The sequence below is a fragment of the Allobosea sp. TAF32 genome (assembly GCF_052113585.1).
Lineage (GTDB): Bacteria > Pseudomonadota > Alphaproteobacteria > Rhizobiales > Beijerinckiaceae > Allobosea.
On record NZ_JBFRDM010000018.1, the window covers coordinates 1 to 17,007 of the forward strand.

Sequence of the window (17,007 nt, forward strand, 5' to 3'; positions counted from 1 at the left end):
CCGTAGCGGCGGCCATATCCGTAGCCGTAATGGCTCCGATAGCCGTGGCGATGGCCATAGCGAGGACCATAGTAGCCACGGCGTCCGTAGTGGCCCGTGAACTCCGCGCTGCTCTGGTCGAGGTGCTGAGCCATGGATGGCGGCAGCGCGTCCGACGCGAAGGCCGGGGCACAGAATGCCGCGCCTGCGGCAATAACCGTGATAGCCAACAGTTTCCTCATAGGAACTCCTTTGTCAGGAGCACTTAATCGCGTCGAAGTTCAACGGGAGATGAACGGCGCTCGCGACCAGCAACGCCGGGCAGATGTGCGCGCCGCCACGCCGCCACGCCGCCAGCGCAGCCATCCTCTCCCCCTCCTTGGCATTGTCGCGGCCGATCTGGTGCCAATGGCCCATCAGAGCAGCGACGCCTGCGCCGGCTTTTTGAGCTCAGGATCGTCGCCGTCCTTCTTCACGCCGCGGGCCACGATATCGAGCAAACCATCAGGGAGCGGGCGCTGCAGTTAAGGAAAATAGGCTTCTTCCGACCAAAGAAGCAGCCTTAGGAAAGAACTCCCGAGCGGCAGATTGTTGCGGGGGTCGGCAGTCGGCGACAATCTGTGACGTTCCGGCGATGCGAGCACCGGCCGCTGCCACGTAGGCTGCCCGGTTCGATTCGAACGCTGAACAGGCGGCTAAGGAACACGGAAACCAATCTCAAGTTGCTAAGCCAATCGGAGGAGCGCGCCATGGCAAAGCAACCGGAATTCCTTGCTACCTTTTCGGCGTCTGCGAAGAATGAAGGAAGGAAGCCCACAGAGATCGGACTGACTGCAACGCCCGATACGATGCCGATCTCGGTTGATCCGGGAAAAAAGGTCGACGCCGCGACCAAGGTGTTGAGGGAGGGTGTGCTGCACAAGGACCAGGGCGCCGAGGAGGCGATTCGCGAATTACCGGATAGAACCCGCGATACAGACGAGGCTCACGAGATCTAGACCTCGAATCCATGTTGGACTCGATCCGAGAGCCAACCCGGCAAATCTCGCATCTGAGAACCGGATTCAGCCATGCGCCGTCTGCGAATACCGACCTTACCAACAGACCAGGCCATCGCCTCTGTCGTTGCCAGCCACGCAACCCCAAAACTTGAGCGACCGCTGCGTGCGGCAACTCTCCTGGCGGACGAGCGCTTTCTTTGCTTCGCAGCCGTGTGCTTTTGGCTGACGACCGACCCGGGCACGCGCGACCGAAAGGCTGCCAACCACATCGTGCGCACAACATTCGTGGCCACCATATTGCCGCACGCCTTGAAGAAGTGCTTCGCGCAGGAACGCCCAGATCGGATAGAGGTCAGGGGCCGCAGGCACGGCGTGCCGAAGTCGGGAGATGCATACGCCGCGTTCCCCTCCGGTCATGCCGTTCACATGGCGGCTCTGGCGAGCGCGGTGAGCAGGACATTTCCGAGGTTTACGGCGATCGCGTGGATGGCGGCGACGGCGATCTCATTCACGCGGGTGGCGTTGCTGGCGCACTGGACCAGCGATGTTTTGGCAGGGGGCGCGCTCGGGCTCGCGGTGGAGTCGATCCTGAACGCAATGCCTCGCGACGAGGGTTGATAGATGTCCCTTGTCGAGAAAACCAAAACGGCGCTCGATGAATCTCGCATGCTGATGCTCGGAGCCCAAATCCTGTTGGGTTTCCAGTTTCAGGCGCCATTTCAGAATGCCTTCGTTTCCCTCTCCCCGCAAGAAAAGCAAATCGAGCTCGTCGTGCTGGGGCTTACGATCGCTGTCGTCGCCCTTCTGATAATGCCGAGTTCGTATCATCGGATCGTCCTGTTCGGCGAGGCTAGCGGCGAAATCCTGGTGATGATCGACCGGATTATGCTGGCGACGTTGGCTGGCTTTGCCGTCGCCATGGCGCTGGATGTCGGCATAGTCGGCACGCGGATTGCCGGAGCGGCAGTGGGCGTCGTGTCCGGTCTCGTTGGCTTGGCCGTGTGCGGGGCGCTTTGGCTTGGACCTTGGCTGGTTCGAAGAAAGGAAAGGAACATGCCTACTCCCGATCAGAAGACACCGATGGCCGCGAAGATCGACTATGTCTTGACCGAGGCCCGCGTCATCCTTCCCGGAGCACAAGCCCTTCTCGGCTTTCAGTTTGCGATCGTTCTGACGCAATCGTTCGCCGAGATGGATCAGCGGTTGAAGCTCGTTCACGGAGCCGCATTGGCGCTCATCGTCATTGCCACCGCTCTTTTGGTATCCCCCGCCGCATTCCATCGCATCGCCTACGCCGGGCACGATGACCCAGCGTTTCAGCGGATGGCGAGCAGGCTCATCCTCCTGGCAACCGCGTTTCTGGCATTCGGCATTTCGGGCGACACATATGTCGTCGCCTACAAAATCACCGGCCAGCACAAGCATTCCCTTGTCATGGCGACAGCCAGCCTGGCCGTGCTTATCGGCCTTTGGCAATTGTGGCCTTGGCTGAAGCTAGCTGCGAAGCGTAGTTGAATTACGAGGCGCCTCTGGGAACAACGCGCGGTCGTTTTTCCCTAAAGCGCCTCTGTCCGATCGGCTAGGGCGACCGCCGCCGGCTCGACGACAACCATGCCGAGCGTGGCCTGATGAGGCAGGCGTAGGATGCCTCAGGAGCCCCGGGCACGGAGAACGCTCCTCAAGGCGGGAACCCGCGAAAGCCCCTTCGGTTTAGGGAGTTTCAACCCACCAAGGGAGGCTCTCATGGCAACCGAACCGAAGAAGCTCGACGACCTGTTTCTCGATACGCTCAAGGACATCTACTACGCCGAAAAGCAGATTCTGAAGGCGTTGCCCAAGATGGCGCGCGCCGCGAATTCGCCGGAGGTCAAGAAGGCGTTCGAAACCCATCGCGACGAAACCGAAACCCATGTCGAGCGGCTCACCGAGGTCTTCGAGATTCTCGGCAAGGCCCCGCGGGGCAAGACCTGCGACGCCATCCTCGGCATTATCGAGGAGGGCAAGAGCATCATCGAGGATTTCGAGGGCAGCCCGGCAATCGATGCGGGCCTGGTCGCCGCCGCGCAGGCGGTTGAGCACTACGAGATCGCTCGTTACGGCACGCTGAAGACCTGGGCCGGGGAACTCGGTCTGACGAATGCTGTCGGGCTGCTCAACCAGACGCTCACCGAAGAAACCAAGACAGACCAACTCCTGTCCAAGATCGGAATCGGCTCGGCGAATAAGAAGGCCGCCTGATCTCGGCGTCACGCCCATTCGCCTCCCGGATAACCGAACGAGCTTAAGCGGTCGCTCGTTTCCGGGAGGCGTTCGGAGAACGATATGTCGGCAACGTTTGTGATCCGTAGAGCGGGTCCTGAGTGGTCGCTGAGCGACGGCGTCACCGAGGCGCACCACGTTCATCCCTCAAAGGAAGTAATCAAGGGCGCGGTGAACCGGTGGCAGTACGGCGAGGAGCCAAGGATGCGCATTACAACGCAGCAGGAATACGCAGAAGCGGCCGCGGAAATACATCGTCTGGCCGATGTAAAAGAGGGCACTCCGCAGGCCACTGAGTTGGCCGAACTGGTCGCCGCCGTCCAGGAGTGGGAAGCACCGGCTTCACCACTCGCACAGGGCGATGTTTCGACTCCGGGGAGCCAGATCCCGCAAAGGCCAGGTCGGGCCGGAGACGAGCGTCGCCCGGGTCCCAATCCGCGGTCGACGAATCCCACCGGTCCGCTTGCTCCCTTCGAGCAGGGCAATCCCGATGGATTAGCGGCGGAGAAGCATCAGGAAGCTTCCGCGAACGAAACTCGCTCTCTTCGCGATTGATTAGCTTATTTAAGGGAGGCGGGCGATGGCTGCCCACGGCTTGGTGCATGGAGCTCTCGGGGAGAACTGCATCCATCTCTGCGTCGACATGCAGCGGCTCTTTGGCCCCGGCTATCCTTGGGCCTTTCCGTGGCTGGAAAAGGTCTTGCCACCGATCGAGGCAATAGCTGGATCTCATCCGGATCGTACGCTGTTCACGCGCTTCATCCCCGTCGAGCGCCCCGGGCAGGGCCGCGGAACTTGGCGGCGCTATTACGAACGATGGTCGGAAGTAACGCTTGAAAGCGTCGGTCCTGACGCCGTTCGACTTCACCCGGCGCTCGAGCGCTATACTCCACCTGCCATCGTTCTCGACAAATGGGTTTATTCGCCCTGGACCGAGGGAATCCTGGATCAATTCGTCTGCGCCAAGCGCGTGGACACGGCTATCATCACCGGCGGCGAGACCGATGTTTGCGTCCTGGCGACCGTCCTGGGCGCCGTCGATCGAGGGCTTCGCGTCGTCCTCGTGACCGACGCACTCTGTAGCTCTGCGGATTCCACCCACGACGCACTGATGGAACTCTACCTCAACCGCTTCAGCGAGCAGATCGAAGCCTCAAGCGCCGCGGAGGTCTTAGCTAATTGGCGGTGAGATCGGCTCAGCGCGGAAGCGGATCCGCGATCGGTCGACCCCGATCGCGCAGCATCAACGCGATCGTCGCCCGGTACTCTGACCACGTCGCAAGCCGTCGCGAACATCCCCCGCAGCAGACGTCGCTGTTCGGTTTGAGATCCGCGGGAACACGCACGCTTGCCGCTCCGCAAGCGTCAGATTCGAAACCCTCCTGACGCATGCTGAAAGTCCAAGGATCACCCACCCGCCCGAACAGCCGAGGACCAGCGCGCAACGGTGCGGCAGCGGCGCAGACCAGAGAGACCATCTGAAAGCAACTGACTCGGAAGGGTTGCAGCTTCATCGGCGCGCGTACAATTCCCGTGACGAGGCCCAACGCGCTCGACATCCAGCCAAACAGCCGGGAGTTAGCCCCCAATAAGACGCTCCAGAGATCGCAAGTTGGGAACGCGTGCGGGCAAAAGCGCCGCTTTCCGACTTCCATGCGAAGGGCATCGTGGGGAACCAAGACTGGGGCGTTCCGATTAGAGGGGTGACCTCCTCAGGAAACTGCCCATGCCTATGTACCGCTTCATCACGAATAACGGTGGATCGCACTTCGTCGATTTGGATTTTCCGGACGACAAGGCTGCTCGGCAGGAAGCTCGGGCGGCGTTCGCTGAAGCTGCCCATGATGCGCTCACCGAGACTGACAATTGCGAAATGACCATGTTGGTCCAGGCGGGTGATCGCACCATCTATCGCGGCCGAATTTCATTCGAATCCGGAGACGTCACATTTTCGGATGTGCCCTGTACCTGATCCGGACCGTTTCTCCGTAAGCGCCCATTCGAACATAATCCATCCGAGAACGTTGCACGCAGACACTGCGGAGGTCTGCGATGAACGCGCAACGCGAGAGAAGCCGTTCGGTTTGGATGGATGTCGAGGTAGCGCCGACGGCGGAACCTCTTCGGTCGAACCACACCGCTGATGCAGCCATCGTCGGCTCCGGGATCGCGGGCCTGTCGATTGCCTATGAACTCGCGGCGCGTGGGTTGTCGGTCGTCGTCCTCGATCGCCGCGAAATCGCGGGCGGAATGACTTCGCGAACGACCGCTCATCTCGCCCCCATCTGCGACGATTCCCTGAGCGAGCTGTTGTCAATGCGCGGACAGGGCCTGGCGAAGGGATTTCAAGCGAGCCAGCGCGCCGTCGATCGAATCGAGGCCCTCCAAGGCGAACTCGGGATCGACTGCGAGTTCAGGCGGCTTGCCGGAATTCTCTTCCTCGATCCTGAAAGTGTGGAGAGCGTCCTCGACGATGAGATTTCAGCGGCGAAGGACATCGGCGTCACCGTCGAGCGCGGCAAAGGCCTGCCCTTGCGGACGCTCGAGGACCGTCCCTACCTGCGCTATTCGGATCAGGCGACCTTCTATCCGCTGAAGTATCTCCGCGGCGTCGTCGAGGCGCTGGCCCAGAAAGGCGCACGCCTGCACCCGAACTCCGCCGTCATCGAGGTGAAGGAGGAGAAGGATCGCGTGGAGCTCAAGCTGGAGTCCGGCCACACGGTGACGGCCGGGCATGCCGTGATCGCGACGAATTCCCCGATCTACGATCTCGTCGCCCTGCACACCAAGCAGGCGCCCTATCGGACCTACGCCATGGGATTCGAGATCGAGGCGGGAAAGCTCGACGACGCCCTTTATTGGGACACTGAGGAACCCTATCACTACGTTCGTCTGACGCCCGGCAGGGACGGCAAGGACATCGTGATTGTGGGTGGAGAGGACCATAAGACGGGTGGGGCCGACGACGCCAACGCGCGTTTCGCCGCCCTCACCTCCTGGGCCAAGACCCTTATCCCGGATCTCGGTTCGGAGCGCTATCGCTGGTCGGGGCAGGTCATGGACACGCTCGACTATTGCGGCTTCATCGGGCGCCAGCTTGCTCATCCCCGACCTGATCCTCGGCCGGGAAAATGAATTCGCTGCGGTCTACGACCCTGATCGGAAGCCGATCAAGGCGGCGACGACCTATGTCAGCGAGAACATCACGGCGGTAAAGAACTTCGCGAATATCTCGCGCCTGGAGAGTTGTCCTCGGTCGACAAGCTCCAGCCCGGCCAAGGTGCGATCGTGAGGCGCGGCCTGAGCAAGATAGCCGCCTATCGGACCGAGAAGGGGGCCGTCATCGAGAAGTCGGCGTGTACGCACCTTGGCTGTCACCTCCATTGGAACTCGTTCGAGGAATGTTGGGACTGCCCCTGCCACGGATCGCATTTCGCGCCCGACGGCAGCGTCCTGAACGCGCCGGCGATCGGACCTCTCGCGGTTGTCGAGGCCTCGTCATGATTCATCATGTCTGTCTTGGAACGAACCACGTCGCCCGGAGCCGGAGGTTTTACGACGCCGTCCTACTCAAGGAATCGGAGGACTCCTCGGATTATGGCGTGTCCATCGTCCTCTTCAGCTTGGAGACGCCGGTGAACGGGAAACCCGCTTCTGCTCGAAACGGTGTCCACATCGCATTCGATGCAGGCGGCCGAATCTAGGTCATGAATTTCATCGGGTCGCCTTGCAGAACGGCGGGACGGACGCTGGCGCGCCGGGCCCGCCGCCGGAATACGATCCGAACTACTACGGCGCCTTTATCTTTCGACCCCGAAACAAGAGCGAGGCAGTCACTCATCACGGCAAATAACTCCCCTCCTTCTCGCTTGAGCCGTGCGCTTTATCCAAAAAGGAGTTCCCCGGTGAACACAGCTAACCTGCAACTCGAAGGTCTGCTCCTTTCTGTCGCCGCCGCGTTTGCTGAATTGAAGCGAAAAGGGGTGCTTCAGTCCTCCGACTTGGACAACGCTCTCGCTCGTGCCGAGGAGGGAGTGTCGCAGCGCACCACGGAACTTTCGGAAGCCAATGCCGAAGCGATCCAGTTTCCCATTCGCTTTCTAAGGGAAGCGCTTCGCGAACCCCATGGCAGTCTGGATTATGATTGCCGCGACTCTCGGTGAACGATGGGAGACTGTCTTTCGCCATCAGTCGCCTGAGCCAGGTCCGGCTGATTTTGGGGTCGCGAACCAGGGTTATTTCGAGCGCGTTTTCTCGCGCGCTTCGGTCAGTGACCCGGCGCGCCTGAGAAAGGCGAGTGTCATCACCGCCACGGCCCCGGCAAGCGCCCCGGCGAAAGTGGGCGCGAGCGATCTCTTTGACCCCGCTAGACGTCTCTTTGCCGCCGAAACTTCCGAAGATGCTTGCACGCGAGCTGCAAGAGATTTGGACGGCGTCCTGGAGGCGAGATAACCGGCTAAGGCGGCTATGAAAGCGCTGAGAAGGAGAACGCCGGAAACGGCGAGGCTGGCGGCGACAAGCCCCCACCGTAATGCGAGAAACGTGTAAAGGGCATCCACCGCGTAAGCCGCGGCGAAAAGCCCGAGCAGACCGCTTGCGGCCCCGAGGCCATAAACGATCGCTCTTCGTTTGATGGCCGCCGTCGCGGCCCCCGTGAGCTGGGCGATAAGCGCCCCCACCGCCTATTTCGCCGCCCAGAAGCCGAAGACCACGCCAGCCGCTGCGGCCCACGCCAGCGCACGCAGGGGACGGGCCCTCACCTCCTCGATCACAAGCCGCTGCAACTCACTAACCTGCTCACCCGCAGCCTCGGTCATCCGGTCCGTATCGATGCCGACGGACTTCAGGTCGGACACAGCCTGGCCTGCGGATTCCCCGCCTTCCCTGGATGCCTTCGAGCGCGATCCGGCGCCGCCAGCGGCCGTCCGTTCGGTTTCATTGTCGTCTGCCATCTCGCTCTCCCGCCATTTCGTGCAAGTGTATCCGATGCGGTTTCAACCGGCCCGGCAGGCGGCGGTTCCGCTCCAAATCGAATCCTATCCCATGATCTCAGCGGCTTCCGGTTTACCGTGATGGGTCTGACTTGCCCGCCTTGTTATCGGCGGCATCCGCTCCCCGCAGCCCAATCGGTTGAGGGGGCCCCTTTGTGGTGTCGCGCATCGTCTGGCGCTCGGCTTCGGAATTCAGTTCGGCCCCGACAAGGATGATGGTGGCTGACAGCCACATCCACATGAGAAGGGCGATGACGGCGCCGAGCGTGCCGTATGTCTTGTTGTAGTCCTCGAAGCTGGCGACGTACCAGGAGAACAGGATCGATCCTATCAACCACGCGACGCTTGCGAATAGGGCACCGGGGCTCACCCATTTCCATTGGGCATCATCGCGGCTCGGCCCATAGCGGTAGAGGGCCGCCAGGCCAACCATCAACAGCACGATCAAGGCTGGCCAGCGTCCGAGCCACAGAAGCCATCCCACGGCCTTTCCCAGATGGACGCGGTCGAGGATCACCGGAATGGCTGCGACCGCGCCGATCGCAAGAACCGCGAAAACAAGAATTCCGATCGTGAAGGCCAACGAGGTCAAATTCAGTCGGATGAAGCTGCGCTTCTCGTGCTCGCCGTAGGCGACGTTCAGGGCATCGAAGACGGCTTTGACGCCCGCATTGGCGCTCCAGGCTGAAAGCGCGAGCCCGATCACGAAAGCAAACCCGAGCTTGGTGTCGTTACCGCTCGTGATTCGTGTGATCTGGTCGCGAACAACCTCGATGGCCCCGCTTGGCATAACGCCCTGCGCAGCAGAGAGCTGTTCGGCGACAGTTCCCGGATCGGCTACCAGACCGTACAGCGATACGAAGGCCGTGATCGCCGGAAAGATGGCCAGCAACCCGTAAAATGTCACACCTGCTGCAACCGCCAGGACCCTGTCGGTGCTCACCTCGCCGTATGTCCGCCAGAGGATGTCGCGCCAGCCGGGCGGAGGAATATCGGTCGGCGCTTCCGCGTCGACGCCTTCGCCAGATCCTCCGCCTTCACGATTTCGAGGACGGCCCGGGCCCACGATCAGCGAGAATGCTCCCGCCGCGATCATCGCGGCAGCCGTACCCGTGGAGATCGTCAATGCGACCTGTTTCAATAAGACCGGAATTCGCACGTCACCGCCCCAAATTCGGGCAACCGCGCTGGGAGGGGAAAGGTTGCATCCCCGGGAAACTTTCGCGCCTCCAGACTCGCGTCAGGCCGGACGCCGCCCAGGCGATGATGAGGCCTACGGCCACAAAGAAGGTAATCGGCTTGCCCGTCCAACTCATTCTCTTGAACCGCACGGGCCGTGGCGAGCGCCTGGACCGAGGTGCGCCATGTCGAGCTACGATCACATTCTTCACAAGAACAGCAAAGCTTCTCTCTTCACGCGCGTGGCCATTTTTCGACCGGTTGCGCTCGCTTCGCCGGGCGCGCTCTGCGATGCTTCTGATCGCCATCGGGCTTTCTCTCTTAGGCGCGCTCGCCTTCCGGGAGCGATCATTTCCTGGCGGTGCGAGCCTGGCGATCAGCGCCGTGACGCTCCTGGTTCTTCCTATTCTGCAAGCAACCCAAAACCGCGACGGCGCCGCTCTACAGGCCAAGATCGGCGAACTGATCAAGGCATATGACGGCGCTCGCAACTCGCTGATCGGCATTCAGGAAGCACGAAGCCTTCGAACTTATTCCTAATGGCAACGCTTGAGGCATCACAAGGGGTCGACGCCAACCCATTTCGGGAAGGCACTTGGTCTTTTGCGCCGTCAGGCGCAGCCCACTTTTCATACGGCAGCGCGGCTCTCCCGAGCCCAAACCCGCCGAGTAGGAATGACCAGACCCGGGAATAAGCGGTACGGTTGAAAGGCGCCCCATGGCAAAAACACTGGACTGCCTGATCATTGGAGGAGGTCCCGCCGGACTGACCGCAGCGATCTACCTGGCGCGCTTTCATCTCTCCGTGGCAGTCGCCGACGACGGCAACAGCCGGGCGCGGCAAATCCCCTGCACGCACAACCAGGCCGGTTTTCCGGACGGCATCGCCGGGGTTGATTTACTGAATCGCATGCGTGATCACGCATTGAAATACGGCGCCAGCCTGATCGGAGCGCGCGTCGATGGATTGGCGGTGAGCGCGGCCGGTTTCGAGGCCCGCGGTCGCGAGAGCATCGCTTGTGCCCGAACCGTCCTTCTGGCCACCGGGGTCACCAACAGACGGCCGGAGATATCCGAGGCAACGCACGCGGAAGCGTTGCGCGAAGGACGATTGCGCTATTGTCCGGTGTGCGATGGCTTTGAAGTAACCGACCAGAATGTCGCGGTCATCGGCCGCGGCCCTCGCGCCCTGACCGAGTGTACATTTCTCAGGTCCTTCACCGTCCGGATCACGCTGATCATCGAGGAGGACTCGGCTATGGCTGCCCAGGATATCGACCGTGCCCGAGCGCTAGGCATTGCGATCGTCCGCGGGTATCCGAGCGATTTTGCCCTGGGCAGCACCGGCATTCATGTCACCGTGGGCCAACGGCGAATGACCTTCGACACCGTTTATCCGGCTCTGGGCTCGGAGATACATTCGGAGCTGGCGGGAGCGCTCGGCGCCGATTTGACGGACGAGGGATGCATCAAGGTTGATGCCCACCAGAGGACGAGCATCCGAGGTCTCTACGCCGCCGGTGACGTCGTTGTCGGGTTGGACCAGATTAGTCATGCGATGGGAGAGGCTGGCGTCGCGGCCACGACGATCCGCAATGATCTGGCAGCCGCCGCCCCGATCCTGCGCTGATTGGGGGAATGCCGTCCGCTCCCCCCTGTGGTACTGGACTTGGGGCATTCGACTTCAAAAGAAGCCCGTTCCGCCTCGAGGAGACTTCCCGCAAGCAAGCCGCCAAAACGAGCAGAGCGCGTGATCGGTTCGCTCGCGGGTTTCGAAAAGGCGACCATCCTCTTGCGTGCCAGCGGCTCTCCCAAGATGCCGCTTGCGGGAAAGTGCCCGCGTGAGGATCGCGGCGTGAATGAAAATCGCGTCGCCGAATCCAATGAAGTGGTCCGACAGCGTCACTCCCGGGATGGCGGCGAACGTCCATAGCGTCACAACTGCGAGGGGAATGAACAGCAGGACCGCAGTTACCAGCCCGGGATTGTAGCGCCGCAATGCAATGGCCTGGCAATAGCAACGGCATTTTGAGCAAGCTCAGATAGACCGCGATAAGGTGGAACCCGATATGGACGGTGGCCGCGAGCACGAAGGCAGTGGCACGACCCCAGACGCCGTTGACGTTGACGGGTCATGACCTCATTGCCGCCGCCGACCTCCATGCGGCAGGCCTAGTCGGAGCCGAAGACCTCGGCGACGTCTTTCAAGGGTGTCCCCGCGACCCGTCGGCCGCCCTCCCAAATGGTCGAGATCTTTCCACACCGCATGGAACCAAAGGTGTCGATCGCAATTCCTCGCGAAACTGCGGAGGAAGCAACATGTCGCAACCCACGGACAAAACTGTTGGCCAGCCCAAACGCGCGACCGATAGTCGACCCCGCCCGGGCTCCGAAACTCCCGAGCTCAAGCCGCCCAAACACTCGGAGGTTCCCTCGTCCGAGGATGGCGAACGCAAGCCGTCGTCTTCCTCGAATCCGATCAACCCGCGCCGCCCGATCGGAAAGAGCTAGGCAACGCGGTCCTCGCGGCCGACGATTTGGCGGCAGAACCCCGTCGTCTAGTTTGTCGTCGAAGTCCTACTGGCCGGGCTATCGAGACACGATCCGGCGCGCTGATGATGCGCTTCGCGCATGGACGACCGTTCAGAGGGAACCTGCCGACGGCCGGCGTGTTCGTCTTCACATCGCGACGACTTCAAGATCGAGGCCGTCAGGCGCCCATTCCAAGGAAGGAGGATGCCATGCCTGCGAAATCAGCCGCTCAGCAGAAGGCCGCCGGCGCCGCACTCGCCGCCAAGCGCGGGGACATCAAGGAGAGCGAACTCAAGGGCGCATCGAAATCAATGGAGAAATCGATGAGCGAGAGCGAACTCGAGAAGATGGCGTCGACCAAGCGCAAGGGTAAGCCCGAGCACAAGAGCAAGCACTGACTCGCCGGGTTTTCGAGGAGGCAGGGATGACGTCACGCTTCGAACCGCCTTTCCCGGAACAGCAGCAACCCATGCCGGGACGGACCGACGCCATGACGCCGCGGCCGGACCATGGCGAGGAAAGCTATGTCGGCTCTGGCCGCCTCAAGGGCAAGCGCGCCATCATCACCGGCGGTGATAGCGGTATCGGGCGGGCTGTCGCCATCGCGTTCGCGCGGGAAGGCGCTGACGTCCTGATCTCCTACTTGAACGAGGACGAGGACGCCGATGAAACTTGCGGCTGGGTTGAGCGGGCCGGACGGAAAGCCGTTCTGGTGTCTGGCGACATCCAGGAATCCGACCATTGCCGCCAGATCGTCGACCGGGCCGTGGCCGAATTCGGCCGCATCGACATCCTCGTCAACAACGCCGCCCATCAGGCGAGCTTCAAGGAAATCGGCGACATATCCGATGAAGAATGGCGACTCACCTTCGCGGTGAACATCCATGCGATGTTCTACCTGACCAAGGCCGCCGTCCCGCACATGCAGCCTGGCTCCTGCATCATCAACACGGCCTCGGTTAACGCCGACAAGCCCAATCCGACCTTGCTCGCCTATGCCACGACCAAGGGCGCGATCCAGAACTTCACCGGCGGTCTCGCACAATTGCTGGCTGAGAAGGGTATCCGGGCCAATGCCGTCGCGCCCGGGCCGATCTGGACGCCGCTGATCCCCTCGACGATGACGGGAGAGAGCGTCACGCAATTCGGCAAGCAGGTTCCGATGAAGCGGCCGGGACAACCGGCGGAACTGGCGACGGCCTATGTGATGCTGGCGGATCCGCTCTCGAGCTACGTCTCAGGGGCTACCATCGCCGTCACCGGCGGGCATCCGATCCTGTAGTGGCACGCGGCTCAATTGTCGTTGAGCTTCCCGAGAGCCCACCGGTTCCGCTGAAGGTCAGTTTTGTTCACGATTGGACCGTGGCGATAGGGAAAGCCCGAATAAATCAAGCCATGCAATAGCCGCGGGAAGGAACCATGCCATTCTCATCGCTGAATGATCCGGTCGACCTGGCCCGCACCCAGGCTGCACTGGAAGCGGCCTGGAACGAAGTCGGGCCGAAGGAGATCATCGTCGCCTATAATGTCGAGTGCCTGCCCAAATAACCCGACCGCTCAGGTCGCGTCTTGACGGAGGGGGCGCATGTTGCAGATTGAACTGTTCGCCGAGGGCATCGTGATTCTGGCGCCTCATGGCCCCCTCGACAAGGCGGATTTCGAACGGTTGTCCGGCGTCGTCGACCCCTACATCAAGGCAAACGGGGTACTCAAAGGGCTCATGGTCGATGCCGCGTCCTTTCCCGGCTGGGAGGACATCGGCGCGCTGGTCTCCCACCTCAAATTCGTCATGGGCCATCATAGCAAGGTCGCGCGTGTGGCGATCGTCTCGGACAGCGAGCTCTTGAAGTTCGCTCCCCACGTCGCGAAGCATTTCGTGGCGGCCGACATCAAACGGTTTCCGGCAAATGAGAAAGCCAACGCCTTGGCCTGGCTGAGGGGAGATCCGGATTAGGGCCTTTGCGGGGATGAGTGATTTCGGCGAAAGACGTGCTCCGGTGCCTCTTTTGCCAAAGCGAGCTGTCCTTGAGGACAATACGCTGAAGCAGCCCAATGTGCTGGTGTGCTCGCCGAACGCCGTGGGGAGGCCCGACAGCACGTTAAGAGCCTTGCCCTCGCAACGGATGGGGCCGTGAGAGTATTCCGCAGGCGCATGCGAGCTTCTTGCCGAGATAGGCCTAACTCATGTGCTGGGTGCCTGGCTTGCCCTAGGCCTAGCTTTTTTGATCCCTTTCAGCCGGGCGGCCGACCCGCTCAAGATCGTAGCGGCGACCATCCAGTCCGATACTATTATCGGAGCGTGGACGCTGTGTAATTTCTTATTCAATTGCCCACCGAAGCGAACTTTCAAGGGAAGAGAGTCTGAGACCTCAATAATACCGGCGATACCCCATCCAGGGGCCATAGTACGTCCGATGCCATCCGTAATACGGGCGCGCGTAGTAAATCGGTCGGGCATAGTAGCGGGGGGCATAATAAACTCGAGGCCGGTAATAGTACCCGTAAGCGGGATACCGATACGCATAGCTGTAGGCCGGATAGCCATAGCCATATCCATACCCGTATGCGGGTGCCGTTGCAGCAGCAGTGGCCAAACCTCCTAATAGCGCTCCGCCGATAAGCCCGGCCGCGATCGCGCCGCCGCCACAACAGCCGTAACGATAATAGCCGCCGTGGTACCCCCAGCCGCCGCCACGCCAATACTGTGCGTTGGCCACACAGACGCTGCCCGTCAAGATTAGAGCGGCGCTGGCCAGGGTTGCGAGTTTCCTCATGACAACCTCCACCAATTGCTGGGCGGCCGGAGGCTAGGGTCATCTCCAGGCTCTCGCCCTGCCGCGGCGACCGTAACCTGCGACGAGGAACTTACACCCTATTCACATCGGTTGCCAAACTTGCCTACTGTGCTTTGCTAATCGAACAGCGTCTTTGTGATGGACCGCGGACTGGCTTCGAAAAGCTCGCTTCGTGGCGATCAAATGGGGTCCGCTTTCCACCCATTGCGAGACGCCGGGAGCCCGCCAAGATGGTGGCCCGCTTCTTCCATGCTCCTGGCGTCTGGCACGATCCTGACGTCCTGGTCGAGATCGCACCTGGCATCATCGTCTGGGACATCGGCATGCGGATGCTGACGCCCCGCGAGCTCGCCAGGCTGTCGGCGCTGTTCGTGTTGGGCTTGTTACGGGCAGATGGGTTTCTACTGCTGCTGGGGGTGAGTCTTGCGCAGGCAGCGGTGCTAGCGCCCGTCACGATTCTGGCCGACGCGCTGGCATCTCGCCACGGAGCAAAAGCGGCCGGGCCGGGGAATGGGGGTTTCGAGTATGGCTGGGGGCGCGGCGCCGGCTCGGCGGCGTTCGTCGTCGGAACCTTGATCGCCGGACAAGTGGTCAGCGTCACGGGGCTTGCATCCGCCGTGCTGCTTCATTCCGGGTTGCTGCGACACTCGAGGGCCTGTATTTCCGCGGCACGCGTTTCCTGTCCCGCCTCGAACTACGCGTGGAAGGCAATCGGCCCTTCGCCCGCTATTGCGGGACGATCGATGCGACCCCGCTTTTCGTCATGCTGCACGGCGCTAAGCTGCTTCATCGCGCGAGTCATCGCCGGCGGCCCTTTCAACGAAGCGTAGGCCAATCGCTAAACCGCTGTCTGAACGCGAAGGTTCTCGTCGCGATGCTCGCCGCCGAGCGTGGCGGCCCAGGGAGCGGCAGCCGCGCCGACGAGCAGAGCCGCAGCCGTGAGGAAGGCGGTCAACACGGCCATCTTTCGCGCACGCTCCGCAGCTTGCTTGGCCGTTTCCTTGGCCTGCGAGAGCTTCGCATAGGCGTCGTTGATACGCTTCTGCGCATCCTGTTCGCTGATGCCCAAGCGCGCCGCCAGCCGCGATGCCATTGAACGAAGACCCGAGAGGCCTCGTCGCGCTCCTGGGCCGTCGGCGGCTGCTGGCCGTTCGCGCGCATGATGTTGTAGAGCGGCATCGCGAGCGGGTCGACGTTCTGGGAGACCAGCGATGCCATGCCCGAACTTGCATTGGCGACGCCGCTGGCTGCCGTCTTGGCGCCACCGAACAGCGACGAGGTCGCGACGACGGTGATCAGAAGAGCTCCGGTCACCCAGACAAGCAGACCGTGCGTCGCGTCGCGCACCTTGCGCTCCTCGGCATTCGCATCGAAGCTCGGGTGACGCATCCGCCCGGCCGAGTCGCCGCCGGCCATCGTTGCCGAAGCCATGACCCAGAGCGCCCAGAGAGCACCGGCAATCGCCAGGGCCGTCGCGCTCGAACTCCTCTCGAAATCGGCGGAGGCCATCGACAGGCCGATCGCCGAACCGAATACCGTCATGATGGTCGAAATCGCGGTTGCGATCACCGCACCGCCGATGATCGCACCCCATTGTACATAGGAGCGATTATCCTTGCTGACGCTCACCGGAGCGACAACGACATCCGTGCCGGATAGGGACTTGGCTACCGCAGACCGAGGAACGACAGGATTGCCAGGACCACGACAATAAGTCCCACGATATAGATAACGCCGTTCATTGCGACCTCCGCTGATTGGAATATGCCGGAGCAACACCGCCTGAGAGCAATCAGTTCCGCTGCGAGACAAAACAGTAAGCTCCGCCAGCCGGTCCGGCGACGGAGCGAATGCTGGCCAGCGACGGTGGCGATGGTAGCGGCGGTGTCGGGCGGTAGTAGTCATGTGGCGGATCGCGCCTGTGGCGCCAGTACGATCTCGGACCTCGATCGCGAGAGTGCGGCGGCGGGCAGCGGCGCACGGGCCTGTCGTGATAATGATACTCGGCGAACTCGCCGTCAGTTGCGTCGAGCTTTGAAGTTATCTCGGGCGAAAGTGCCGCAGAGCTCGCCGGCCGAATGGCGAGAGCGCTACCGCTGCTCACGGCCATCGAGCAATCGAACAGTGTCAGCAGAAACTCATCGGGCAAAGCGGGCGCGGGACTTGCTACGCAATGATTGTTATCTCGACCGGGGCGCGAAAATCTTGGCCGAGTTGAGATACCTGACGGGCGCTCGGCGAGGTCGAAGCTCGCTAATGATTATGACGCCA

The 17,007-nt window shown here is 61.8% G+C and carries 20 protein-coding genes and 2 pseudogenes; 16 read left to right on the forward strand and 6 right to left on the reverse strand.

Going from position 1 to position 17,007, the window contains the following annotated elements:
- On the reverse strand, nt 1-209 hold a 209-nt coding region (locus tag AB4Z16_RS27280), incomplete at its 3' end, for a hypothetical protein (protein WP_441514459.1).
- 519 nt (nt 210-728) lie between these two features.
- On the opposite strand from AB4Z16_RS27280, the gene AB4Z16_RS27285 reads away from it, so the two are divergent.
- From AB4Z16_RS27285 to AB4Z16_RS27325, 9 genes and pseudogenes are all read left to right on the forward strand, one after another.
- Nucleotides 729-977 carry a hypothetical protein gene (locus AB4Z16_RS27285; protein ID WP_441514460.1) on the forward strand — a complete coding sequence of 83 codons (249 nt, stop codon included), beginning with the start codon at nt 729-731 and terminating at the stop codon, nt 975-977.
- Between the two features lie 72 nt (nt 978-1,049).
- Complete coding sequence (locus tag AB4Z16_RS27290; RefSeq protein WP_441514461.1) at nt 1,050-1,598, forward strand: phosphatase PAP2 family protein; 549 nt, start codon at nt 1,050-1,052, stop codon at nt 1,596-1,598.
- Between the two features lie 3 nt (nt 1,599-1,601).
- The gene (locus tag AB4Z16_RS27295) at nt 1,602-2,495 is read left to right on the forward strand and encodes a DUF6328 family protein (RefSeq protein WP_441514462.1); all 894 of its coding nucleotides are present in this window, start codon (nt 1,602-1,604) and stop codon (nt 2,493-2,495) included.
- Between the two features lie 228 nt (nt 2,496-2,723).
- The gene (locus tag AB4Z16_RS27300) at nt 2,724-3,218 is read left to right on the forward strand and encodes a YciE/YciF ferroxidase family protein (RefSeq protein ID WP_441514463.1); all 495 of its coding nucleotides are present in this window, start codon (nt 2,724-2,726) and stop codon (nt 3,216-3,218) included.
- Nucleotides 3,219-3,302: 84 nt separating this feature from the next.
- Nucleotides 3,303-3,794: a hypothetical protein gene (locus AB4Z16_RS27305; RefSeq protein WP_441514464.1), complete on the forward strand. Its 492-nt coding sequence runs from the start codon at nt 3,303-3,305 to the stop codon at nt 3,792-3,794.
- A gap of 25 nt (nt 3,795-3,819) precedes the next feature.
- A complete protein-coding gene (locus tag AB4Z16_RS27310; protein ID WP_441514465.1) occupies nt 3,820-4,428 on the forward strand; it encodes a cysteine hydrolase family protein in 609 nt (202 codons plus the stop codon).
- A gap of 537 nt (nt 4,429-4,965) precedes the next feature.
- On the forward strand, nt 4,966-5,211 hold the full coding sequence (locus AB4Z16_RS27315; RefSeq protein WP_441514466.1) for a DUF6894 family protein: 246 nt from the start codon (nt 4,966-4,968) through the stop codon (nt 5,209-5,211).
- 80 nt (nt 5,212-5,291) lie between these two features.
- Nucleotides 5,292-6,743: pseudogene (locus AB4Z16_RS27320) on the forward strand (FAD-dependent oxidoreductase).
- 401 nt (nt 6,744-7,144) lie between these two features.
- Entirely contained in the window at nt 7,145-7,402 is a 258-nt protein-coding gene (locus AB4Z16_RS27325) for a hypothetical protein (protein WP_441514467.1), read from the forward strand.
- Between the two features lie 519 nt (nt 7,403-7,921).
- On the opposite strand, the gene AB4Z16_RS27330 is transcribed toward AB4Z16_RS27325, so the two are convergent.
- On the reverse strand, nt 7,922-8,191 hold the full coding sequence (locus tag AB4Z16_RS27330) for a hypothetical protein (protein WP_441514468.1): 270 nt from the start codon (nt 8,189-8,191) through the stop codon (nt 7,922-7,924).
- A gap of 112 nt (nt 8,192-8,303) precedes the next feature.
- A complete protein-coding gene (locus tag AB4Z16_RS27335; RefSeq protein ID WP_441514469.1) occupies nt 8,304-9,356 on the reverse strand; it encodes a YihY/virulence factor BrkB family protein in 1,053 nt (350 codons plus the stop codon).
- Between the two features lie 344 nt (nt 9,357-9,700).
- Here AB4Z16_RS27335 and AB4Z16_RS27340 point away from each other — a divergent pair, with 344 nt between their 5' ends.
- The 3 genes from AB4Z16_RS27340 to AB4Z16_RS27350 all read left to right on the forward strand — a co-directional run bounded on the left by AB4Z16_RS27340 (nt 9,701) and on the right by AB4Z16_RS27350 (nt 11,342).
- Complete coding sequence (locus AB4Z16_RS27340; protein ID WP_441514470.1) at nt 9,701-9,949, forward strand: low affinity iron permease family protein; 249 nt, start codon at nt 9,701-9,703, stop codon at nt 9,947-9,949.
- A gap of 178 nt (nt 9,950-10,127) precedes the next feature.
- Nucleotides 10,128-11,039, forward strand: coding sequence for an NAD(P)/FAD-dependent oxidoreductase (locus tag AB4Z16_RS27345; RefSeq protein ID WP_441514471.1), 912 nt, complete (start codon nt 10,128-10,130; stop codon nt 11,037-11,039).
- A gap of 120 nt (nt 11,040-11,159) precedes the next feature.
- Nucleotides 11,160-11,342: a hypothetical protein gene (locus AB4Z16_RS27350; RefSeq protein ID WP_441514472.1), complete on the forward strand. Its 183-nt coding sequence runs from the start codon at nt 11,160-11,162 to the stop codon at nt 11,340-11,342.
- 12 nt (nt 11,343-11,354) lie between these two features.
- Here the strand turns inward: AB4Z16_RS27350 and AB4Z16_RS27355 are convergent.
- Nucleotides 11,355-11,414, reverse strand: a pseudogene (locus AB4Z16_RS27355) (HXXEE domain-containing protein); the annotation flags it as partial.
- A gap of 736 nt (nt 11,415-12,150) precedes the next feature.
- Between AB4Z16_RS27355 and AB4Z16_RS27360 the strand changes: the two are divergent.
- The 4 genes from AB4Z16_RS27360 to AB4Z16_RS27375 all read left to right on the forward strand — a co-directional run bounded on the left by AB4Z16_RS27360 (nt 12,151) and on the right by AB4Z16_RS27375 (nt 13,895).
- Nucleotides 12,151-12,339: a DUF3008 family protein gene (locus AB4Z16_RS27360; RefSeq protein WP_441514473.1), complete on the forward strand. Its 189-nt coding sequence runs from the start codon at nt 12,151-12,153 to the stop codon at nt 12,337-12,339.
- A gap of 26 nt (nt 12,340-12,365) precedes the next feature.
- Entirely contained in the window at nt 12,366-13,223 is an 858-nt protein-coding gene (locus AB4Z16_RS27365; protein ID WP_441514474.1) for an SDR family oxidoreductase, read from the forward strand.
- A 137-nt stretch (nt 13,224-13,360) separates the two neighbouring features.
- Nucleotides 13,361-13,489 (forward strand): hypothetical protein, encoded by a 129-nt coding sequence (locus tag AB4Z16_RS27370; RefSeq protein WP_441514475.1) that lies wholly within the window; start codon nt 13,361-13,363, stop codon nt 13,487-13,489.
- A gap of 37 nt (nt 13,490-13,526) precedes the next feature.
- Nucleotides 13,527-13,895: a SpoIIAA family protein gene (locus AB4Z16_RS27375; RefSeq protein WP_441514476.1), complete on the forward strand. Its 369-nt coding sequence runs from the start codon at nt 13,527-13,529 to the stop codon at nt 13,893-13,895.
- A gap of 1,679 nt (nt 13,896-15,574) precedes the next feature.
- Here AB4Z16_RS27375 and AB4Z16_RS27380 read toward each other — a convergent pair.
- Nucleotides 15,575-15,700: a hypothetical protein gene (locus AB4Z16_RS27380; protein WP_441514477.1), complete on the reverse strand. Its 126-nt coding sequence runs from the start codon at nt 15,698-15,700 to the stop codon at nt 15,575-15,577.
- Nucleotides 15,688-16,641, reverse strand: a complete 954-nt coding sequence (locus AB4Z16_RS27385; protein ID WP_441514478.1) for a hypothetical protein — start codon at nt 16,639-16,641, stop codon at nt 15,688-15,690. Before AB4Z16_RS27385 ends, AB4Z16_RS27380 begins: the two co-directional genes overlap by 13 nt.
- Nucleotides 16,642-17,007 lie beyond the last annotated feature (366 nt).

What these genes read in the sequence shown, in the direction of transcription:
- AB4Z16_RS27285 (WP_441514460.1), top strand. Translation starts at nt 729, where the DNA reads ATGGCAAAGCAACCGGAATTCCTTGCTACCTTTTCGGCGTCTGCGAAG.
- AB4Z16_RS27290 (WP_441514461.1), top strand. Translation starts at nt 1,050, where the DNA reads ATGCGCCGTCTGCGAATACCGACCTTACCAACAGACCAGGCCATCGCC.
- AB4Z16_RS27295 (WP_441514462.1), top strand. Translation starts at nt 1,602, where the DNA reads ATGTCCCTTGTCGAGAAAACCAAAACGGCGCTCGATGAATCTCGCATG.
- AB4Z16_RS27300 (WP_441514463.1), top strand. Translation starts at nt 2,724, where the DNA reads ATGGCAACCGAACCGAAGAAGCTCGACGACCTGTTTCTCGATACGCTC.
- AB4Z16_RS27305 (WP_441514464.1), top strand. Translation starts at nt 3,303, where the DNA reads ATGTCGGCAACGTTTGTGATCCGTAGAGCGGGTCCTGAGTGGTCGCTG.
- AB4Z16_RS27310 (WP_441514465.1), top strand. Translation starts at nt 3,820, where the DNA reads ATGGCTGCCCACGGCTTGGTGCATGGAGCTCTCGGGGAGAACTGCATC.
- AB4Z16_RS27315 (WP_441514466.1), top strand. Translation starts at nt 4,966, where the DNA reads ATGCCTATGTACCGCTTCATCACGAATAACGGTGGATCGCACTTCGTC.
- AB4Z16_RS27330 (WP_441514468.1), bottom strand. Translation starts at nt 8,191, where the DNA reads ATGGCAGACGACAATGAAACCGAACGGACGGCCGCTGGCGGCGCCGGA.
- AB4Z16_RS27340 (WP_441514470.1), top strand. Translation starts at nt 9,701, where the DNA reads ATGCTTCTGATCGCCATCGGGCTTTCTCTCTTAGGCGCGCTCGCCTTC.
- AB4Z16_RS27345 (WP_441514471.1), top strand. Translation starts at nt 10,128, where the DNA reads ATGGCAAAAACACTGGACTGCCTGATCATTGGAGGAGGTCCCGCCGGA.
- AB4Z16_RS27360 (WP_441514473.1), top strand. Translation starts at nt 12,151, where the DNA reads ATGCCTGCGAAATCAGCCGCTCAGCAGAAGGCCGCCGGCGCCGCACTC.
- AB4Z16_RS27365 (WP_441514474.1), top strand. Translation starts at nt 12,366, where the DNA reads ATGACGTCACGCTTCGAACCGCCTTTCCCGGAACAGCAGCAACCCATG.
- AB4Z16_RS27370 (WP_441514475.1), top strand. Translation starts at nt 13,361, where the DNA reads ATGCCATTCTCATCGCTGAATGATCCGGTCGACCTGGCCCGCACCCAG.
- AB4Z16_RS27375 (WP_441514476.1), top strand. Translation starts at nt 13,527, where the DNA reads ATGTTGCAGATTGAACTGTTCGCCGAGGGCATCGTGATTCTGGCGCCT.
- AB4Z16_RS27380 (WP_441514477.1), bottom strand. Translation starts at nt 15,700, where the DNA reads ATGGCCGTGTTGACCGCCTTCCTCACGGCTGCGGCTCTGCTCGTCGGC.
- AB4Z16_RS27385 (WP_441514478.1), bottom strand. Translation starts at nt 16,641, where the DNA reads ATGACTACTACCGCCCGACACCGCCGCTACCATCGCCACCGTCGCTGG.